This is a genomic window from Flavobacterium sp., assembly GCF_024642105.1.
In the GTDB taxonomy this organism is placed as follows: Bacteria; Bacteroidota; Bacteroidia; order Flavobacteriales; family Flavobacteriaceae; genus Flavobacterium.
Genome location: NZ_JAHEBT010000055.1, coordinates 123,850 through 144,839, shown reverse-complemented (window position 1 = coordinate 144,839; position 20,990 = coordinate 123,850). Strand labels below are relative to the sequence as shown.

24 protein-coding genes are annotated in these 20,990 nt (G+C 34.9%); 14 read left to right on the top strand and 10 right to left on the bottom strand.

What is annotated here, in order from left to right; genetic code table 11:
* Positions 1–2: 2 nt before the first annotated feature.
* On the top strand, positions 3–629 hold the full coding sequence (locus Q0L65_RS11740; RefSeq protein ID WP_296686566.1) for a WbqC family protein: 627 nt from the start codon (positions 3–5) through the stop codon (positions 627–629).
* On the opposite strand, the gene Q0L65_RS11735 is transcribed toward Q0L65_RS11740, so the two are convergent.
* From Q0L65_RS11735 to Q0L65_RS11710, 6 genes are all read right to left on the bottom strand, one after another.
* Positions 630–1,676 carry an endonuclease/exonuclease/phosphatase family protein gene (locus Q0L65_RS11735; RefSeq protein WP_296686564.1) on the bottom strand — a complete coding sequence of 349 codons (1,047 nt, stop codon included), beginning with the start codon at positions 1,674–1,676 and terminating at the stop codon, positions 630–632.
* 19 nt (positions 1,677–1,695) lie between these two features.
* Positions 1,696–2,541, bottom strand: a complete 846-nt coding sequence (locus tag Q0L65_RS11730; RefSeq protein WP_296686562.1) for a rhomboid family intramembrane serine protease — start codon at positions 2,539–2,541, stop codon at positions 1,696–1,698.
* 28 nt (positions 2,542–2,569) lie between these two features.
* The gene (locus Q0L65_RS11725) at positions 2,570–3,316 is read right to left on the bottom strand and encodes a rhomboid family intramembrane serine protease (protein ID WP_296686560.1); all 747 of its coding nucleotides are present in this window, start codon (positions 3,314–3,316) and stop codon (positions 2,570–2,572) included.
* Positions 3,313–5,175: a DNA mismatch repair endonuclease MutL gene (gene mutL, locus Q0L65_RS11720; RefSeq protein WP_296686559.1), complete on the bottom strand. Its 1,863-nt coding sequence runs from the start codon at positions 5,173–5,175 to the stop codon at positions 3,313–3,315. The genes Q0L65_RS11725 and mutL overlap by 4 nt, the downstream gene beginning before the upstream one ends.
* A gap of 284 nt (positions 5,176–5,459) precedes the next feature.
* Positions 5,460–6,032 (bottom strand): 6,7-dimethyl-8-ribityllumazine synthase, encoded by a 573-nt coding sequence (ribH, locus tag Q0L65_RS11715; protein WP_296686558.1) that lies wholly within the window; start codon positions 6,030–6,032, stop codon positions 5,460–5,462.
* Between the two features lie 120 nt (positions 6,033–6,152).
* Positions 6,153–6,926, bottom strand: coding sequence for a tetratricopeptide repeat protein (locus Q0L65_RS11710; RefSeq protein WP_296686555.1), 774 nt, complete (start codon positions 6,924–6,926; stop codon positions 6,153–6,155).
* Positions 6,927–7,067: 141 nt separating this feature from the next.
* On the opposite strand from Q0L65_RS11710, the gene Q0L65_RS11705 reads away from it, so the two are divergent.
* The 8 genes from Q0L65_RS11705 (at position 7,068) to gap (ending at position 14,417) form a co-directional block, all read left to right on the top strand.
* Positions 7,068–8,147 carry a DNA replication/repair protein RecF gene (locus tag Q0L65_RS11705; RefSeq protein ID WP_296686552.1) on the top strand — a complete coding sequence of 360 codons (1,080 nt, stop codon included), beginning with the start codon at positions 7,068–7,070 and terminating at the stop codon, positions 8,145–8,147.
* An 81-nt stretch (positions 8,148–8,228) separates the two neighbouring features.
* The gene (locus Q0L65_RS11700; RefSeq protein WP_296686550.1) at positions 8,229–8,924 is read left to right on the top strand and encodes a thioredoxin domain-containing protein; all 696 of its coding nucleotides are present in this window, start codon (positions 8,229–8,231) and stop codon (positions 8,922–8,924) included.
* A gap of 10 nt (positions 8,925–8,934) precedes the next feature.
* Positions 8,935–9,612 (top strand): DUF2461 domain-containing protein, encoded by a 678-nt coding sequence (locus tag Q0L65_RS11695; RefSeq protein ID WP_296686548.1) that lies wholly within the window; start codon positions 8,935–8,937, stop codon positions 9,610–9,612.
* 36 nt (positions 9,613–9,648) lie between these two features.
* Positions 9,649–10,662, top strand: a complete 1,014-nt coding sequence (gene murB, locus Q0L65_RS11690; RefSeq protein ID WP_296686923.1) for a UDP-N-acetylmuramate dehydrogenase — start codon at positions 9,649–9,651, stop codon at positions 10,660–10,662.
* A gap of 127 nt (positions 10,663–10,789) precedes the next feature.
* Positions 10,790–11,893 carry a glycosyltransferase gene (locus tag Q0L65_RS11685; protein WP_296686547.1) on the top strand — a complete coding sequence of 368 codons (1,104 nt, stop codon included), beginning with the start codon at positions 10,790–10,792 and terminating at the stop codon, positions 11,891–11,893.
* Entirely contained in the window at positions 11,884–12,435 is a 552-nt protein-coding gene (locus Q0L65_RS11680) for a sigma-70 family RNA polymerase sigma factor (RefSeq protein ID WP_296686545.1), read from the top strand. The genes Q0L65_RS11685 and Q0L65_RS11680 overlap by 10 nt, the downstream gene beginning before the upstream one ends.
* 91 nt (positions 12,436–12,526) lie before the next feature.
* Positions 12,527–13,396, top strand: coding sequence for a lipoyl synthase (gene lipA / locus Q0L65_RS11675; protein ID WP_296686543.1), 870 nt, complete (start codon positions 12,527–12,529; stop codon positions 13,394–13,396).
* Positions 13,397–13,412: 16 nt separating this feature from the next.
* Positions 13,413–14,417, top strand: coding sequence for a type I glyceraldehyde-3-phosphate dehydrogenase (gap, locus tag Q0L65_RS11670; protein WP_296686542.1), 1,005 nt, complete (start codon positions 13,413–13,415; stop codon positions 14,415–14,417).
* Position 14,418: 1 nt separating this feature from the next.
* Here the strand turns inward: gap and lpxK are convergent, their stop codons facing one another.
* The 4 genes from lpxK to Q0L65_RS11650 form a co-directional block, all read right to left on the bottom strand.
* Complete coding sequence (lpxK, locus tag Q0L65_RS11665; RefSeq protein WP_296686539.1) at positions 14,419–15,429, bottom strand: tetraacyldisaccharide 4'-kinase; 1,011 nt, start codon at positions 15,427–15,429, stop codon at positions 14,419–14,421.
* Positions 15,430–15,434: 5 nt separating this feature from the next.
* Positions 15,435–15,716: a Txe/YoeB family addiction module toxin gene (locus Q0L65_RS11660; protein WP_296686537.1), complete on the bottom strand. Its 282-nt coding sequence runs from the start codon at positions 15,714–15,716 to the stop codon at positions 15,435–15,437.
* Entirely contained in the window at positions 15,692–15,931 is a 240-nt protein-coding gene (locus tag Q0L65_RS11655) for a DUF2683 family protein (RefSeq protein ID WP_296686535.1), read from the bottom strand. The genes Q0L65_RS11660 and Q0L65_RS11655 overlap by 25 nt, the downstream gene beginning before the upstream one ends.
* Before the next feature lie 89 nt (positions 15,932–16,020).
* Complete coding sequence (locus tag Q0L65_RS11650; protein ID WP_296686532.1) at positions 16,021–16,749, bottom strand: hypothetical protein; 729 nt, start codon at positions 16,747–16,749, stop codon at positions 16,021–16,023.
* 96 nt (positions 16,750–16,845) lie between these two features.
* Between Q0L65_RS11650 and Q0L65_RS11645 the strand changes: the two genes are divergently transcribed.
* The 5 genes from Q0L65_RS11645 to Q0L65_RS11625 all read left to right on the top strand — a co-directional run bounded on the left by Q0L65_RS11645 (position 16,846) and on the right by Q0L65_RS11625 (position 20,982).
* Entirely contained in the window at positions 16,846–17,940 is a 1,095-nt protein-coding gene (locus Q0L65_RS11645) for a Nif3-like dinuclear metal center hexameric protein (protein ID WP_296686529.1), read from the top strand.
* Between the two features lie 3 nt (positions 17,941–17,943).
* Positions 17,944–18,723, top strand: coding sequence for a C4-type zinc ribbon domain-containing protein (locus Q0L65_RS11640; RefSeq protein WP_296686526.1), 780 nt, complete (start codon positions 17,944–17,946; stop codon positions 18,721–18,723).
* Positions 18,724–18,761: 38 nt separating this feature from the next.
* The gene (locus tag Q0L65_RS11635; RefSeq protein WP_296686523.1) at positions 18,762–19,604 is read left to right on the top strand and encodes an alpha/beta fold hydrolase; all 843 of its coding nucleotides are present in this window, start codon (positions 18,762–18,764) and stop codon (positions 19,602–19,604) included.
* A gap of 132 nt (positions 19,605–19,736) precedes the next feature.
* Positions 19,737–20,306: an RNA polymerase sigma factor gene (locus Q0L65_RS11630; RefSeq protein WP_296686520.1), complete on the top strand. Its 570-nt coding sequence runs from the start codon at positions 19,737–19,739 to the stop codon at positions 20,304–20,306.
* Positions 20,293–20,982 (top strand): hypothetical protein, encoded by a 690-nt coding sequence (locus Q0L65_RS11625; protein ID WP_296686518.1) that lies wholly within the window; start codon positions 20,293–20,295, stop codon positions 20,980–20,982. Before Q0L65_RS11630 ends, Q0L65_RS11625 begins: the two co-directional genes overlap by 14 nt.
* Positions 20,983–20,990 lie beyond the last annotated feature (8 nt).

Genomic DNA, 20,990 nt, shown 5'->3' with positions numbered 1-20,990 from the left:
GAATGGACATTCTTATTCATCCCACCTACTTCCCTTCTATCAGTCATTTTGCGGCTATTGTTCAAGCAGACAAAGTGACCTTTGAAATGGAAGATAATTTCCAAAAACAAACCAATCGTAACCGAACCTATATTTACAGTCCTAATGGAATTCAGCTATTGAATATTCCTGTAAAACATTCTAAAACAGCCCATCAAAAAACAAAAGACATTCAAATTGAAAATGATTTTGATTGGCAAAAACAGCATTTCAAATCCTTAGAAGCAGCGTATAGAAGTTCTCCTTTCTTTGAATATTTCGAAGACGACTTACTCCCTATTTTCGAGAAAAAACACTCGTTTTTAATGGACTTGAATCTAGAAGTATTTGATTTGATTACCAGATGCCTTCGCATGAAAGTAGAATACTCGACTACAACAGAATATTTTCATGAAATCAATTCAGAAGAAATCACTGATTTTCGTTTTTTGGCCAACGGAAAAAAAGACCATTCGCAATTTGAAAGTTACACTCAAGTATTTGATGATAAATTTGGTTTCATCAACAATCTTAGTGTATTGGATTTAGTATTTAACGAAGGAAAGTTTGCTTTGGATTATTTGAAATCTCAGCAACTGCTACTAAAATAACTATTCAAAAGAGAGTTTCGCCATAATAGGATAATGGTCTGAATTTTCAAAATTCGAAAAGCTTTCAAACTTTTTGACTTTCATCTTTTCATCCGCAAAAATGTAATCAATACGGGCTGGATAATAGCGAAACTTATAGGTAGCTCCAAAGCCTTTTCCCGCTTCTTCAAAGCTATCTCTTAATTTTCCTTTAATGTTTCGGTACACATACGAAAACGCACTATTATTCATATCACCGCAGATGATTAACGGGTATTGACAATCATTTTTGTGTTCTTTAAACAATTCCGCTTGTTGCTGTTGTTGTTTGAAGGCTTTACTGATTCGATTAAAAAGCTTTTGCGATTTACTTTGATTTATTGCATTAATATCATCATTAATTTCGGTAACATCTGGTGAAATTTTTATGGATTGTAAATGCATATTGTACACCCGAATGGTTTCTTTTCCTTTTTTGATATCAGCAAAAATTACATTATTATTCGAATTCGGAAAAACAATATTCCCTTCATTGATAATGGGAAATTTAGAAAAAATAGCTTGCCCTGTTTTAATTTGGTCACCTGCCATTAAAATATATTTGTGTGGATACACCTTCAAATCAATATCTGCCGAAGTGGAATACTCTTGAATACACAAAATATCAGGATTTTTATCATTGATAAAACTCACTATTTGAGAAGGAACATCGTCTCTGTCAATCCATTTGAATACATTGAGCAAACGAACATTATAACTCATCACAGTGAAATCCTTTTCGCTTTCTGGAAATTCTTTGGCAGAAAATTTATAGAATTTATTAATAAAAGTAATCCCCATTAACAGTACCAAGCCTGATAAAATCATTCGTTTTTTAAATTGAACACCCCAATAGAAAAAGAACAAGGCATTAAAAACAAAAAACAAAGGCATAAACAAGGTCAAAACCGATAACAACGGAAAAGCTTTAGGGGCTAAAAAGGGCAACAAATAAGCACTGAAAGTCACTACAGTCAGCACTATATTCAAAAGAAACATCCCTTTATTGAACCACGAAAGATTTTTCATCTTCTTGTTGTATCTGAAATTATTTACCTGCTTTGAACAGAAATTCTTTTTCTTCTTGAGTCAAACAATCGTAACCCGATTGACTAATTTTATCCAAAATCTCGTCTATTTGCTGTTGGGTTTTATCCTTCACAACAATTCTTGAACTCGGTTTAGGTGCCGATTTGGGGTAATTTTTATGTACTTTCTTAAAAGGGGCGCGTCTTGATTTTTGAAATGGGTTATTTAAAATACGACTTAAATCAATTCCATTTTGGAGCAATTTAATAAAAATAAATCCAAAAAAAGCACCTGCAAGATGCGCAATATGTCCACCCGTGTTTTCAATTCGGAATTGCATAAAGTCCAAGACCAAAATTACTGCAGTAATATGCCATAATTTAACGTTGCCAAAAAATAGTAATCGGATAGTCATTAAAGGACGATAAATCGTGGTAGCGACTAAAATAGCCATAATAGCTCCCGAAGCACCCACCATAGCCGAACTCAAATGCAAAAAATAATAGCCAGTCACAAAGGCTATCCCTGAAAACAAAGCACTTAACAAATACAATCCTAAAAATTGCTTGGAATTAAAAAAAGTTAAGAAAAGCATACTAGAGAAATGCAGCACCATCATGTTAAAAAACAAATGCCCAAATCCATGATGAAAAAAAGCATAACCAATCAAAGTCCATGGTTTTGTAATCAACACATTTGGGTCTGAAGTCAACGCAATCCAATCGGGAAAATTGAAAACCCCCAATTGAAATTGATAGAAAAACAACAATGAAACTAGAAAACACAACACATTCCAAAAGACAAGCCTAAAGGCTACTCCACCTAGTTTATATTGCATTTTTAAATCGTCTAGTATACTACTCATGTATTCTTCTATTTATAATCGCGTCCAACTAATTCCAGCGATTGGAATTGAACTGATTCTTTTTCCAATACCACATAATAAGAAAGCCAAACAAAGCCCCTCCTACGTGAGCAAAATGGGCAATTCCGCCGCCGCCAAAAATAGATTTACCTGAAATCCCTAAATACAAATCAACCAAAACCAAACCCGGTACAAAGTATTTCGCTTTGATAGGAATAGGCACAAACATCAAAGCCAATTCGGCATTAGGAAACATAAATGCAAAAGCAACAATGATTCCGTAAATCGCTCCCGAAGCACCAACAGCAGTTCCTATGTAGGCGCTAGTGAAATTCTGGAATTGAGACACAGTCAATAATTCTTGCCATCGGGTATCTATTTTACCTTCATTAAGCAATTGTACAATTTCTGCTTTCGAAAAACCATTAGACAACAATGTATTTAAACCTTCTTGAAAATGATAATAATTCACTCCGGCATGCACCAAGGCAGAACCCAATCCGCAAGAAATATAGAAAAACAAAAACTTCTTACTTCCCCAAAATAGTTCTAAAGCCGACCCAAATGAATACAACGCAAACATATTAAAGAAAATATGCATAAATCCGCCGTGCATGAACATATACGTAATGGGTTGCCAAGCTTTAAAAGCGGGATTTTCAGGAAAAAACAAGGCTAAATATTGATACGCAGGGCCAGATACCAGTAACGTACCGATAAAAAACAAAATATTAATAATGATTAACTGTTTAACAGTCTCGGTCATATTTCTCATAGGGCAAATTTTTTATCTATATCTTCCACACGCATCGTGATGAAAGTAGGTTTTTGAAAAGGGGAAACATTAGGCTCCTTACACGCAAACAATCCGTTAACCAAATTTTCTTGTTCTTTTTCGGTCAAATAACTTCCAGTTTTAACCGCCAAACTTTTGGCCATCGATTTGGCAATCGTATCGTTTTGACTGAAACTACTTTCAGGAATACCGTCCTGCAAATCACTCAACAATTGTTCCAAAACTAACGAAACTTCACTTTCAGTGATATTAACTGGAATACCTGAAATAACCACGTGGTCTTTCTGAGTTTCTTCAAAAACAAATCCGGTATTCATCAAAGACAACTGCAATTCGGCAATTAACTCCATCTCGTTCTTAGAGAAATACAAATTCAATGGAAACAACAATTGCTGACTCGATGCTTGATGCACCGTCATATTAACCAAGAATTGTTCGTACAACACTCGTTGATGTGCGCGTTGCTGATCTACAATCACCATTCCTGATTTGATTGGCGAAACAATGTATTTTTTATGAATTTGATACGTTCTATGTACGGTTGGCTCTGCATCTTCCAAATCAAACAAAGAAGACGTAACTTCCTCATTTTCAAAACTAAAATTACTGGAGGCCGAAAGCGTTTCGGTTTCTTGTTTCAATCCCACATACAAGCCTTCCCAACTCGAAGCGATTTCTGTTTTTTTATAATTGGAACCAGAACCTGAATAGGATTTTGTAGGTTGCGTCTCTGCAAACGGATTAAAATTAGCATCGACCTGAACCGTTGGCATGGCCCCTTCCAAATCTTTATAATGATACGGAGTGTCTAAATTAGCATCGCGATCAAAGTCCAAAACAGGAGCTACATTAAATTGCCCCAAACTGTGTTTGATAGCTGCTCTTAAAATCGCATACAAGGCTTGTTCGTCGTCAAACTTAATCTCCGTCTTAGTAGGATGAATATTAATATCAATAGTATGCGGAGGAACCGATAGAAATAAGAAATAACTCGGCTGTGCACCATCTTTTAAAATTCCGTCATAAGCCGCCATTACCGCATGATGCAAATACCCGCTTTTGATGTATCGATCGTTCACAAAAAAGAATTGCTCTCCCCTATTCTTTTTGGCAAATTCAGGTTTGCTCACAAATCCTTGGATTTCGACTAGTTCTGTTTCTTCTTGAACCGGAACTAATTTTTCATTGGTTTTACCCGAAAAAATAGCGACAATTCGCTGTCTAAAATTCGATTGAGGCAAATTGAACATTTCACTTCCATTGTGGTAAAACGTAAAATGAATGTTGGGATGAGCCAAAGCAACCCGTTGAAACTCGTCAATGACATGACGGTATTCCACAATATCCGATTTCAAGAAATTACGCCGTGCCGGAATATTATAAAACAGATTCTTAACCGCAAACGAAGTTCCTTTGGGCAAAACCGCTACTTCTTGGGAAACAAATTTACTTCCCTCAATAATGAGATGCGTTCCCAATTCTTCCTGATCTTGCTTGGTTTTCATCTCCACATGAGCAATCGCTGCAATCGAAGCCAAGGCTTCGCCACGAAATCCTTTGGTATGTAATGAAAATAAATCTTCGGCCTGACGAATTTTAGAGGTAGCATGACGTTCAAAACACAAACGCGCATCAGTCACACTCATACCCACACCGTTATCAATTACCTGAATCAAAGATTTTCCGGCATCTTTGATGATTAACTTGATGTCGGTTGCTTTAGCATCCACTGCATTTTCCAATAACTCTTTCACTACCGAAGCCGGTCGTTGCACCACTTCACCAGCGGCAATTTGATTGGCAACATGATCAGGAAGCAATTGAATAATACTCGACATCAAAAAAAATTTAATTGTTGGGGTTAATTTGTGATTGAACCACAAAGCACAAATTTAGGGAATTTATACTTGGTTTTAAAACATCCGTAATTACAAAAAACAGAAAAGAGTGACTTAAAAGTCTTGTTCTTGTCAAACTGAACTTGTTTGCTTCGCCTGTTCGCGATCGCTCGGGTCAGTTTCTTAAAATAATTGATTGACAATTTTATTTATAGATTCCGAAATGAATTCGGAATGACAAAACTCGTGCTTTTAGACACCCTCGTTCAGGTATATTATTTTAACTATTCTTCTATTTGCAACGGATTGTTCTCAATTTGTAATGCCCCACTTCCTAATAAGTGTTGATTATCAATTTGATGAGACAATGAAGCTTGTTGACGAATAAATGCCATTTTAATAGCTGCAATAGCTGCTTCGGTTCCTTTATTTCCGTGAATGCCACCACTTCTATCAATAGACTGTTGCATCGTATTGTCTGTCAACACACAAAAAATAACGGGAATATCAGTTTGTACATTCAAATCTTTAACCCCTTGTGTTACGCCTTCGCAAACAAAATCAAAATGCTTGGTTTGTCCTTGAATGACACAACCAATTACAATAACCGCATCTACATTTTGTGTTTGCAGCATTTTCTTGGCACCATACACTAATTCAAAACTTCCAGGTACGTTCCAACGAATAATCTGTTGTGGAGGAACTTGATTTTCTATCAACGCTGCAAAAGCACCATTATACAATCCTTCGGTAATGGTTTCATTCCATTCTGCCACTACAATCCCAAAACGAAAGTTGCGTGCATCAGGAACACTATTTTTATCGTATTCTGATAAATTTTTATTTTCGGTAGCCATCGTTAATTGATTTTTAAAGGTTTTAGGTTAAAGATAAAAATAAAGGTTAGAAATTACAACTAATTAGACAAAATCTAATTGCATTATAATTGCTAACCTAAACTTTATTTGGGTATTTGACTATTGCGCCAATCCAATCAATACATCTACTGAAGCAGCTTCAGGAGTAGTATCATAATTATCTTTAATATCGGTAAGGTATTTTAAAGCGTCTTCTTTTTTCCCTAAAGCCAAAGCCGTTTTACCTGCTTTCAATAAGAAACGAGGTGTTGTAAAATCATTTTTACTTGCTTCTGCTGCTTTGATATAATTTTCTAAAGCTTCTTTTGGTTGATTTTTTTGAGCGTAAGCATCTCCGATAGCTCCTTTTGCCAAAGCACCTAAGATCATATCTTTAGATTCAAACTTGCTTAAGAAATCAATTGCTTCAGCATATTTACCTGTATTCAAATAAGCAATACCTGCATAATAGTTCGCTAAATTTCCTGCATCAGTTCCTGAATATTCGTCAGCAATTTTAATGAATCCGAATTTACCCTCAGAACCATTCAATGACAATTTATACAAAGAGTCACTAGCTACTCCATCAGTTGCTTTTTGGAAATTTTGTTGTGCCACAAACATTTCATTTGCCGCTTCTTCTTCTTTTGGTGTAGCAATGAATTTTTCAAATGCTAAATACCCAACAGTTACCAAAGCAATTGCAGCAACAAAACCAATAATTACTTTTTGATTTTTAGCAACAAAATCTTCTGTTTTTGAAGCAGTTTCATCTAATTTTGAGAAAACACCAGCAGTTGTACTGTCTTTTTCATCAATCTGAACGTCTTCAACAACTTCTTTTACTTCTTTTTCTTTCGGGGTTTTATATCCTCTTTTATTATAAGTGGCCATTTCAATTTAATTTAGTGAGTGGCAAAAATAAAATTTTTATTCAAATCTAAAAGGCATTTTATGGATATTTTTCAATAATTTGCGGGCAGTTTGAAAAAGCGCTCTAATAAAGCCCCATTCTTCATTCCAGCAAGACAAAAAATGTATTTAAAAAAGATTTCATTATTCAATTACAAGAACTTTTCTGAAGCTAATTTCGAGTTTGACACCAAAATCAATTGTTTTGTTGGAAAAAACGGAATCGGAAAAACCAATGTACTCGATGCGATTTACCATCTATCATACGGAAAAAGCTATTTCAATCCACTTGCTGTACAAAATATTAAACACGGCGAAGAGTTTTTTGTCATTGATGCCGAATTGGAAAAAGAAAATCGTGCCGAACAAATTGTTTGCAGCCTGAAAAAAGGACAAAAGAAAATCTTAAAACGCAACGGAAAAGTTTACGACAAGTTTTCAGACCACATTGGTTTTGTTCCCTTAGTGATTATTTCGCCAGCCGACAGGGATTTAATCATCGAAGGAAGCGAAACGCGTCGCAAGTTCATGGACAGCGTCATTTCACAATTGGACGCGCTTTATTTGCAACAGCTCATTCAATACCAAAAAGTAATCAGCCAGCGCAATGCTTTGTTGAAGTACTTCGCCTTGAATCACGTCTTTGACAACGATACTTTATCCATATATAATGAACAACTCAACGGGTTTGCGCAATCTATTTTCGAAAAACGAAAGTCGTTTATCGAAGAGTTTATTCCAATTTTCAACAAACACCACCAAGCTATAACCGATTCTCAAGAAACGGTTCAACTCGTGTATGAGAGTCATTTATTTGAAAAGGATTTGGCAACACTCTTACAAGAAAATATCAATAAAGATCGTGCTTTACAATATACTAGTGTTGGGATTCACAAAGACGATTTATCGTTTGAAATCGATGCACACCCAATCAAAAAATTTGGTTCCCAAGGCCAGCAAAAATCGTTTTTGATCGCCTTAAAATTAGCCCAATTTGAATTCTTAAAAAAACAAAGTGGCGTGAAACCTATCTTACTTTTTGATGATATTTTTGACAAATTAGATGAAAGTCGCGTAGCTAAAATTGTAGAAATGGTTAATAGTGATACTTTTGGACAACTCTTTATTTCTGATACTCACCCTGAACGAACAGAAACCATCGTTAAATCAACGCATCAGAGCTACAAAATTTTCAATTTATAACTTTTATTTAAGATGCTCATCAAAGTATCTGAGGAAAAATTTACATAAATTAGCGTATCACATTAGTAAAACAACTTGATTATGAAACTACAAAAAATAGCACTAGCACTACTTGTTTTTGCATTAACTTCTTGCAACGGACAAACTCAAAAAAACAGCAAACTAATCGACCCTGTTGCATTTAAAAAAGAAATAGCAGCTACGCCAAATGCTCAAATTTTAGACGTAAGAACTCCAGAAGAATACGCTTCAGAACATTTACAAAACGCCCAAAACGTGAATTGGCTAAGCCCTGATTTTGTAGCCAATACTTCGAAATACGATAAGTCAAAACCTGTTTTTGTGTATTGCAAAAGTGGAAGAAGAAGCCATCTTGCAGCCGAAAAACTTGCGGAATTAGGTTTCACAACTATCATTGAAATGGAAGGCGGAATTCTTAAATGGACATCTGAAGGCTTATCTAAACCCGACGAAAAAAGAATAGGCATCACACAAAAAGAATATGCCGACTTGTTGAATTCGGATAAAAAAGTACTCATTGATTTTTATGCCGAATGGTGTGCCCCTTGTAAAAAAATGACGCCTTATTTATTGAAAATGCAAAAAGAATTAGGAGATAAAATGATTATTATTCGTCTAGATGCTGATCAAAATAAAAGCCTACTTTCAGAAATGAAAATAAGCGAACTGCCGACTTTGTTATTGTATGAAAACAAGCAACTAAAATGGCAACATTCCGGTTACATCAGCGAAACTGATTTGAAAAAACAATTCTAAAGAACACTCTATGTTATCCAAAGACAGCCTACAATTTTTAGATGATTTAAAAGCCAACAACAATAGAGAATGGTTTTTAGAAAACAAAAAAAGATACGAGACATTCAAAAAAGACTACCAACAATTAGTAGGCAATTTTCTGGATGTCATGAAACCTCTAGATCCTTCACTCGAGCTATTGGAAGTTAAAAATTGTACGTTTAGAATCAATCGGGACATTCGTTTTTCAAAAGACAAAACACCTTATAAATCACATGTTGGAGTTTGGCTTTCTTCAGGTAGCAAAGGGAACAATCGTTCCGGTTACTACGTTCATATCGAAAGAAACAAAAGCTTTATTGCGGGTGGATTTTATTGCCCTGAATCCGAGGATTTAAAAAAAGTCCGTAAAGAAATTGCCTTTTTTTACGACGATTTAGAGGCCATCCTGCAAGAGAAAAATTTCAAAAAAGAGTTTGGTGATTTTGACCGAAATGAATCCAGTGTGTTAAAAAATCCGCCTCGTGGATACGAAAAAGACCATCCCGCTATTGAGTTTTTAAAATTAAAAAGTTTTGAAGCCAGTCAAAAATTCGACATTTCAGAAGTCTTGAAAAAAGATTTTGTCGCTACAATGTCCAAAAAATTAATCGCTTTAAAACCTTTGAACGATTTTATCAATCGCGCGGTAACTACTGACGAATTTTAATTCGTATTTTTGAACTTTCAAAAAGCATTTTATTCCATGACGCTACAATCTAATTTTTCTCTAAAAAACTACAATACTTTTGGCATTGAAGCCAAGGCAAAAAAATTCACCGCGGTACATTCGTTAGCAGAGTTGAAAACCGTCTTAGTTGAAAACCCAACAGAGAAAAAATTTATTCTAGGAGGCGGAAGCAATATGCTTTTGACCCAAGACATTGATGCTTTAGTCATTCATATCGATTTGAAAGGCAAAAAAATCATTGAAGAAGATGATGATTTTGTATGGGTAGAAAGTCAGGCAGGCGAAAACTGGCACGAATTTGTACTTTGGACTATTGATCAAAATTTTGGCGGATTAGAAAACATGTCGCTGATTCCTGGTAACGTAGGAACTACTCCAGTGCAAAACATTGGTGCTTATGGTGCCGAAATCAAAGACAATTTTATTTCTTGCCAAGCAATCGCTATTGCCAATCAAGAAATGAGAACGTTTCAGAATGAGGAATGTCATTTTGGTTACCGAGAAAGCATTTTCAAAAATGAAGTCAAAGACCAATACATCATCACCTCTGTAGTTTTTAAATTGACCAAACGCCATCACAAAATCAACACTTCCTATGGTGATATTTTAGGCGAATTGGAGAAAAAAAACATCAAAAACCCTAGTCTAAAAGACGTTAGCAATGCCGTAATTGCCATTCGTCAAAGTAAATTACCCGACCCAAAAGAATTAGGGAATAGCGGTAGCTTCTTTAAAAATCCAATTGTTCCAAAATCAGATTTTGAGAAAATTCACCAACAATTTCCTGACATGAAATACTTCGAAGTTTCAGCCACCGAAGTCAAAGTACCTGCAGGCTGGTTAATTGAACAAGCGGGTTTCAAAGGCAAACGTTTTGGCGATGCTGGCGTGCATAAAAACCAAGCATTGGTCTTAGTCAATTATGGAAATGCTACTGGACAAGAAATTTTGGCCGTTTCAAAAAATATTCAAGACACTGTTTTTAGTACTTTCGGCATTCATATCGAAGCGGAAGTCAATGTGATCTAACAACTAACGTTTCTATTGAAGTTAACCAATTAAAAGGTAAAATAGCTTTCAAAAAATACTATTTATACTTTTAAATTTTACAATTGTATTCATACCTTTGCACTCGATTTTAAAAGACAATTTCCCCATGCTTATACTGCTGTACATTTTTATTGCCTTAGCTGCTATTCAATTGGTTTACTATTTAGGCGTTTTTGGAAAATTTGCTTTTGCAAAAGCACAAAAAATTACACCCAAAAGAATTCCTATTTCGGTAATCGTTTGTGCCAAAAATGAAGAAGAAAATGTAGCCAATTACATTCCGCTTTTAGCCGAACAAAATTACCCTGATTTTGAAATCGTTTTGATTGACGATGCTTCGGGCGACAATACATTAGAAATTTTCGAACAATTTGAAAAGCAATACCCTAATGTTCGTTTAGTAAAAGTAGAGAATAACGAAGCCTTTTGGGGCAACAAAAAATACGCCTTGACTTTAGGAATTAAAGCAGCCAAAAAAGAATACCTTCTTTTCACTGATGCCGACTGTTATCCTACATCAAAAGATTGGATTACCGCTATGAGTTCGCAATTTACCATGCAAAAAACAATCGTATTAGGCTATGGTAAATATGAAAAAATAGCCAACTCATTCTTAAATAAAATTATCCGTTTTGAAAATGTATTGAACACCATTCAATATTTTTCTTGGGCAAAATTAGGACATCCCTATATGGGTGTGGGCCGTAATATGGCCTACAAAAAGGAAGAATTTTTTAATGTAAACGGTTTTATAGACCACATGCAAATACGTACAGGCGACGATGAATTATTCATCAATCAAGCGGCAAACGGTAAAAATACCACTATTGCCTATACTCCTGAAAGTTTTTCTTATTCGAAACCAAAGACTACTTTTTCTGCCTTTTTCAATCAAAAAAGAAGGCAAATTGCCACTGCTAATTACTTTAAATCAATAGACCAATTGCGATTAGGGATTTTTTACGGTTCCCAATTGTTATTTATCTTAATGGCAGCTATTTTGTTAGCATTTCAATTGGAGTGGATTATCGTTTTAAGCATTTTTGTGGTGCGTTATTTGGTGGCTTGGACTGTAGTTGGATTTGCAGCTGGAAAATTAAAAGAAAACGATATTAAATTGTGGTTCCCTGTCGTTGAAATTGTGCTTATCTTTACGCAAGTGAATGCGTATTTTACCAATTTATTCTCAAAACCAATCCATTGGAAATAACCCAACAAATAGAAAAAGCAAAACAAGGCGATCAAACTGCCTTTACTTTTCTATTGGATTATTATTGGAATGAAGTTTTTGCCTTTATGCTAATTCGTACTGAAAATGAAACGGATGCTGAAGACATCACCATCGAAACCTTCTCTAAGGCTTTCGACAAAATCAGCACCTATAATAACGAATTTCAGTTCAATACGTGGTTGATTGCTATCGCCAAAAACGGACATATCGATTTATTGCGAAAAAGAAAATCAAGTCTCTTTGTTGAAATTACCGAAGACGAAGACCAAAAAGCACACAATGTAGCCGACACGACGCCTTCTGTAGAAGACAAATTAATCACAGAACAAAACCTTTCGCAATTATTGAAATTCATCAAAGAATTGAAACCGCATTACCAAGAAGTGATTCAAATGCGGTATTTTCAAGAAATGAGTTATCAAGAAATAGCCAACAAAATTGACGAACCACTCAGCAATGTGAAAATTAAAATTTTGAGAGCCAAAAAATTATTGGCCGAAATCATTCAAAAAGGAAAATAATACTAACACTATTTTTTAACTTTTGTTAATCCAAAATAAGGACATTCAACTCAACTACATTCCTTATATTTGTAACCGAAAAATTGATTGTATGGAAACTGTTTTAGAAAATAAATTACCTACGTCTAAGCCCAAATGGTTGCGTGTAAAATTACCTATTGGTCAAAAATACACGGAATTGAGAGGTTTAGTAGACAAATACAGCCTGAACACTATTTGCACCTCCGGAAGTTGTCCCAATATGGGCGAATGCTGGGGAGAAGGTACTGCAACCTTTATGATTTTAGGTAATGTTTGTACGCGTTCTTGTGGTTTCTGCGGGGTAAAAACAGGCCGTCCAGAAACAGTCGATTGGGACGAGCCTGAAAAAGTAGCCCGTTCTATTAAAATTATGAACATCAAGCATGCCGTAATTACTAGTGTGGATCGAGATGATTTAAAAGATGGGGGATCTATCATTTGGATAGAAACAGTAAAAGCCATCCGAAGAATGAATCCGAACACGACCTTAGAAACCTTAATTCCAGATTTTCAAGGCATCGAAAGAAACTTAGACCGCATCGTAGAAGCCAACCCTGAAGTAGTTTCGCATAATATTGAAACTGTACGCCGCTTAACTCGTGAAGTGCGCATACAAGCCAAATACGATCGTAGTATGGAAGTATTACGTTATTTAAAAGAAAAAGGAATCAACAGAACCAAATCAGGTATTATGCTTGGTTTAGGCGAAGAAGAGGAAGAAGTATTGCAAACACTTCGTGACTTACGCGCTGCCAATGTAGATGTGGTGACCATTGGTCAATACCTGCAACCAAGTAAAAAACATTTACCGGTAAAAGAATACATCACGCCAGAACAATTCGAAAAATACGAAAAATACGGATTGGAATTGGGTTTCCGTCATGTAGAAAGTGGCGCTTTAGTTCGCTCTTCGTACAAGGCACAAAAACATATTCTTTAAACGATATACTTATACTTTGAAAATTAGAATTGCTATCAATGGTTTTGGAAGAATTGGTCGAAATCTTTTTCGATTGCTCTTTAATCATCCTCAAATAGAAGTGGTTGCCATCAATGACATTGCCGATACAAAAACGATGGCACATTTGGTAAAATACGATAGCATTCATGGGGTTTTACCCTTTGAAGTCAGCTCAAATGATACCGGAATTATAGTCAACGGCAAGCACATTCTTTTCTCCCATAAAAAAAGCATTGCTAATTTGGATTGGAAAAGTCTCCACATTGACTATGTTATTGAATCAACCGGAAAATACAAGACATTTGACGAACTCAACGCCCATATTTTGGCTGGAGCCAAAAAAGTAATTCTATCCGCGCCCTCTGAAGTAGACAGTATAAAAACAGTAGTTTTAGGAGTAAATGAATCGATACTTGACGGAAGCGAAACCATCATTTCTAACGCGAGTTGCACGACCAACAATGCGGCACCGATGATTCAAATCATTGACCAATTGTGCGGAATCGAACAAGCGTACATCACAACTATTCACTCATTTACCACCGACCAAAGTCTACACGACCAACCTCATAAAGACTTACGCCGCGCGCGTGGCGCCAGTCAATCTATAGTACCAACCACAACTGGAGCAGCTAAAGCCTTGACTAAAATTTTCACGCATTTAGAAAATAAAATGGGAGGTTGTGGCATTCGTGTTCCCGTTCCTGACGGCTCTTTAACCGACATTACCTTTAATGTAAAACGAGCGATAACTATTGAAGAAATCAATGCGGCTTTCCAATTGGCATCACAAACTAATCTAAAAGGAATAGTAGCCTATACCGAAGATCCGATCGTTTCTGTAGATGTAATTGGTAATACCCATTCGTGTGTTTTTGACGCACAACTCACCTCTGTGATTGACAAAATGGTAAAAGTAGTAGGTTGGTATGACAATGAAATTGGCTATTCTTCCCGATTGATTGATTTGATTTTGTATACCAACAATCAGTCAGTATAATTTATTTTTTCAAATAGTCCAATACTGTTGCATCAAATTCATTTGAATCAACCATAAACGAAGTGCGAATGGGCAAATAATACAATTGATCTTTCAACTCCGAATCTTTCAAACGAACATAATCTTTTTCAGTAGTCACCAGCATTTTATCACCTGTTTGTTGTTTAATTTGTTGAATATCACTTTCCGTAAAATGATGATGATCGGGATAGGTCAAACAAATAGATTCCGAGTTTTTTAAATAATTAAAAAAGGAACTTGGTTTTGCAATTCCTGCTACGAGAACACAAGCTGTTTGCTGAATAGTTGTCACTGGAACAGAAGCTGTTTTTGAAAACACAAAATCATCATAAACTATACTGCTAAAATAAACAGGGGCTTTAGCATATTGCTTTATTTTCTGCTTAATTAGATATTTTTGTTCTTCAGAAAGTGTTGCAGGGCATTTGGTTACTACAATCGCATCTGCTCTTTGAGCGCCACTTCTTGATTCTCTTAAATTACCCGTAGGCAATAGAAAATCATCTGCAAAAAAATCATCGTAAGCTGTAAGTAAAATATAAAACCCCGCTTTGACTTTGCGGTGTTGAAAAGCATCATCTAACAAGATAACTTGAGGCGGATGGCTTTGTGCCAATAACTGCTCAATACCATTTTTCCTATCGGCATCTACTGCTACTTGAATTGATGGAAATTTTTGGTAAAATTGATACGGCTCATCGCCTAAGGTTTCAGCTGTGGCATTGGCATTAGCCAAAACAAATCCTTTCGATTTTCTTTTATACCCTCTACTCAAAGTAGCTATTGTGTAACGTTCAGAAAGTAACCGAATCAAATATTCTATCTGTGGTGTTTTACCTGTTCCGCCCACACTCAAATTCCCCACGACAATAATAGGAAGTTCAAACGAATACGATGCTAAGATACCTTTGTCAAACAAAAAATTGCGAATACTCGTGATGAAACCATACAGAATAGCGAAAGGGAATAGTATTTTTCGGAGAAGATTCATAGAATTTATTTATCAGAATAATGACCCATTGCAGAAATAACATCGACAACAACCAAATCATCATTAACAGTATAAATTAATCGGTCTTTTGAGTTGATTTGCCTAGACCAAAACCCAGATAAATTGGATTTTAAAGCTTCGGGTTTGCCAACCCCCGAATAGGGAGTTTCAGATAATTCATTTAAAATTATTGCTATTTTTTTGATACTAGTTTGATTGCCAGACTTTAAATGTTTAGCAATTTGCTTCTTTGCTAAATCTGTTATTTCAACCCTAAACTTCCCCATATATCATTCGGATCTACTATTGTTCTGTTTTTACTTTTTTGAGCTTTTTTTACCATTGCAACAAATTCAGGATCATAGGGACTTTCCTCAATTTTATTAGAATCCGTTTCAATAATTTCAATTCCTTTTACCCCTTTAAAAAAAGATTCAGACATCGCCATAAAAGCTTTACCTGCCTTAGTGCGTTCGTTGATTTTAATGGTTATTGTAGTCATAATTATTGATTTTTGAATTACAAATATACAAAAATAGCCGTACTTTTTAATTTCATGAGAAACAGGAAAATAAGCACAATACAGCCAACTTATAATTTTTTAAACTCATCGCGTTTTAGAAGCAAAAAATCCAACAGCGCCAATTGATTATTACTTTTTTCTAGTAATCTAGCTTTTGGATCGGCATCACAAAATTGGAGAAAAAGCGCTACTTCTTCCTCTTTCAAATGCAAAGTTTTACTATAAAAATCAGATTTAAAATTGTTTTTCACTAGGTCTTTAAATACTATTGTAGGCGATTCCACTTTCAAAATTTTCTTTTCATTTGCAAATAATCTACTTATCATATTGGCAATTTTAAAAAAATCCAATCCTGTTGTTTGTCCATCATAAACCCCAGGATTTTTAAGCGTTTTTTGAAACTTATCTATAGCTAATTCGTCCAATTTACTTTGTTCAAATTGTTGGTCTTTACTCAAGCGAATGGAGGGTGTTTTGAAAATCAGAACCTCTTGCAGCTCTTCCGGCTTCTTTACTAAAACTACTAAATTATCTTGCTTTAGCATCATATCCACATCAATTACAACACGTTTTAAATCGAATCCCTTAGCAATAAAAATTAGAATTTCCCCAAGTTTACCAGTTAGAACAAACTTACCTTCATTATTAGTAAGGGTACTTTTTTTGGAATTAAAATTTACGACATCTACTTTTGTCATTGGGAAATTATCCGATAAAACTGTACCTTTAATCGATTTTTCGGATTGAGAAAAACCAATTTGAAAAAACAAGAACAAAAAAGCTATTTTTAATTTCATTTTCATTGGATTTGGGTAGTCAAAAATACCATTCAACGAAAATAAAACTCACAATAAAAAGATAAGCTATTGTTAAATTACGTTAAGATGAATTAAATGAAAATAAAAGATATAATCCCTATACTCGAAGAAATGGCTCCTTTGGCCTATGCCGAAGACTTTGACAATGTAGGACTCTTAGTAGGCAATCCAAAAAACGATGCCACTGGAATTTTAGTGTGTCACGATGCCTTAGAAAGCGTTATCGACGAAGCCATTACTAAAAATTGCAATTTGGTAGTTTGCTTCCACCCGATTCTATTCTCAGGGTTGAAAAAAATTACGGGTGCAACTTATGTAGAGCGCGCCATTATCAAGGCCATTAAGAACGACATTGCCATCTATGCCGTTCATACCGCTTTAGACAATCATCCTGAGGGTGTTAATAAAATATTCTGCAATGCCTTAGGACTGAAAAATACCAAAATCCTCATTCCAAAAGAAAATTACATTCGCAAATTAGTCACCTACACTATACCTGAAAATGCGGATGAAGTTCGCAATGCTTTATTCAATGCAGGAGCTGGAAGTATTGGCAATTACGACAACTGCAGCTTCAACTCGAAAGGTATCGGGACCTATATGGGCAACGAACACAGCAATCCCGAAATTGGCGAACGCTTTGAATTTGTACAAGGAGACGAAATCAAAATCGAAGTTACGTTTGAAAAACACCTTGAAACTAAGATTTTAAAAGCTTTATTCCAAAGTCATACTTACGAGGAAGTGGCTTACGAAATTTATGACCTAAAAAACCAACATCAAAATATTGGTTTGGGAATGATTGGCGAATTAGAAACTCCCATGAACGAGAAAGAATTTCTTGTATGGGTAAAAGATACAATGCAAGCCGGCGGCATCCGACATTCGCAATTGCTTCAAAAACCAATTCAAAAAGTAGCCGTTTTGGGAGGAGCCGGAAGTTTTGCTATTAAAAATGCGATTCAGGCAGGAGCCGATGCTTTTTTAACTGCTGATTTGAAATACCATCAGTTTTATGAAGCCGAAAATCAATTACTTTTGGCCGATATTGGACATTTTGAAAGCGAACGGTATACAAAAAATTATATTGTTGACTTTCTTAGAAAAAAAATCCTTAATTTTGCCATCATTTTTTCAGAAGAAAATACAAATCCAGTTAAGTACTTATAAAATATGGCGACTAAAAAAGAATTAAGTGTCGAGGACAAGTTAAGAGCAATTTACGATTTACAATTAATTGACTCTAGAATTGACGAAATCAGAAACGTAAGAGGAGAACTTCCTTTAGAAGTAGAAGATTTAGAAGATGAAGTAGCTGGTTTAAGCACTCGTTCAGAAAAATTAAAAAGCGAACTTGAAGTAATCGAAGAGCAAATCAAAGTAAAGAAAAATGCTATTGATGAGCACAAAGAAGCGATCAAAAAATACACTAAACAACAAGAGAGCGTTCGTAACAACAGAGAATACAACTCTTTGACTAAAGAAGTTGAATTTCAAGAATTAGAAATTCAATTGGCTGAAAAGCAAATCAAAGAAATGAAAGCTTCTATTGAACATAAAAAAGAAGTAATCGCTAACTCTAAAGAAAAATTAGAAGCGAAATCAGCGCACTTGAAACATAAAAAATCAGAATTGGATGCTATTATGGCTGAAACTCAGAAAGAAGAAGAATTCTTGTCTGAAAAATCAGAAGAGTACCAAGGACAAATTGAAGAGCGTTTATTGACTGCTTACAAAAGAATTAGAAGTAGTGTACGTAACGGCTTAGCAGTTGTTTCTATTGAAAGAGGAGCTTCTGCAGGTTCTTTCTTTACTATTCCACCTCAAACACAAGTGGAAATTGCTTCAAGAAAGAAAATCATCACCGATGAACACTCTGGAAGAATTTTAGTTGACAGCACGTTAGCCGAAGAAGAAAGAGAAAAAATGGAAAAATTATTTTCTAAATTTTAAATACTTTAAGTCCCGATTCACATCGGGACTTTTTTATTATGAAACGATTCCTTTTTTTTATTACTACCAAATCCTACGGAGCCTACATCAACCTACTGTGTTTTATAGCCCCAAAAAAAGCAACACTACTTGCGTACTCGCTTTTTAGCCAGCCCCGAAAAGGAAAACTAAACGCAACCAACCTCCCTTCTTTTTTGGCAGAAGCCGAAAAAGAAACTTTTGACAAAAACGGACAACTCTTCCAAACCTATCTCTGGAAAGGTGATGAAAAAATTATCTTTCTAATTCACGGTTGGGAAAGCAATAGTGCGCGTTGGAAAAAATTAATTCCGCATCTCGTGGAAACAGGCCATACTATTATTGCCATTGACGCACCCGCTCACGGACTTTCGGAAGGCAAAGAATTTAATGTGTTCCAATACGCTGCTTATATTGATATTGTTGCTAAAAAATATACACCCAATTATATTATTGGACATTCCATTGGCGGAAAAACAAGCATATACTACCAAGCCACGTACCAAAACCCTACTATTGAAAAAATGGTATTGTTAGGCGCTCCTTCTGATTTTAAAGTCATCTTTGAAAACTACATCAAATTATTAAGTTTGAATAGCCGTATGGTGGCGCTTTTACACCAACATTATTGGGATTACTTCCAAATCAAAGTCGAACATTTTTCAGCCAAACATTTTGCGTCTATCATCACAGCCAAAGGATTTGTAATTCACGATGTAGAAGATAAAATTGTATTGTACAAAGAAGGCGAAAAAATAATTAACCATTGGAAAGCGGCTGTTTTAGAAACCACCAAAGGATTAGGACATAGTTTACAAAACAAAGAAGTGTACAAAAAAATAGTAGACTTCATCTTACAATAAACCCATACTTTTTTCAATATTTTTACTTTTCAAAATAAAAATAGTAGACCGCATACAACCTTTTATTATCCATACTCGTCTATTACTATAACAACTAATTTATAAATTGAATTATAATTTAGAAAATTGTAAATGAAAGTAATTCCAATACATCAAGAAGAAAAAAAAATCATTGATTTAGCCATTGCTAACAATCGGCAGGCTCAAAAAAAGATCTATGATCAATTTTCTCCAAAGATGTTAGGGGTTTGCAGAAATTATATCAGTGACGTTCATCATGCCGAAGACATTCTATTAACTGGCTTCATGAAAGTGTTTGCCAATTTGAAAAAATTTGAACACAAAGGCAGTTTTGAAGGTTGGATTAGACGTATTATGATTTATGAATGCATTGACTTTATAAGAGCAAAAAAAAATCATATCGTTCATCAAAATAATGATAACATTATAGTAAGCGAAAAGGAATCTTCATATGAAATGGAAGATTTTTCAATAGATGACATCCAATATTTAATTGACAATTTACCTGATGGCTATAAAATGGTATTCAATTTATATGCCATTGAAGGATTTAAACATCATGAAATAGCTACAATGCTCAAAATAAGTGAAGGAACATCAAAATCCCAATTATCGCAGGCGCGCAAGTTGTTACAACACCAAATATTTGAATTAAAAAAGAGACTCAATGGAACAAAATAAAATAGAGGATCAAATCAAAGAGAAATTGAATAACAGAACCATTCAGCCCTCCGCTGCTAGTTGGGATCGATTAGACGCGATGCTAAATAGTACTGAGAAAGAAAAATCAAAATCAAATTATAAATGGTTGGCTGTAGCCGCAGCAGTAGTAGTCTTTTTAGGATTAGGGATTCTCTATACTTCAACCCAAACATCTAGCACTCAAATTAACGATTCAATTCATGTTGCAACCGTTATGGAACCAAAAAATGATTTTGTAACAGCTACACCTATTGCAACAATTGCAGTCGACAAAAAATCACCGATTTTGACTCAAAATGAGTCAAAAAAAATCAATACTAAAACTATCATTTCTGAAGAAAAGAGTAGCCAAAAATTGGAATCCGTTCAAAAAATAGTTGCTCAAGAAATAGCAACTAATTCAAAAACCAATCCACCAACAACTTACAAATACATAAGTCCGGAGGCACTTTTAAATGAAATAGAAACAGGTCAAAAAACAATCAATCCTAACAGAAATACTGTTTCAAAAAACAAAATAAAAATAAATGCTGCAGCACTGCTTAGCGGTGTTGAAAAAGAATTAGACAGTGTGTATCGCGAAACTACACTAGACAAATTAAACAAAAACTATAACCGAATTAAATCAGTAATTGCCAACAGAAATTTCGAGTAAATCAAAAA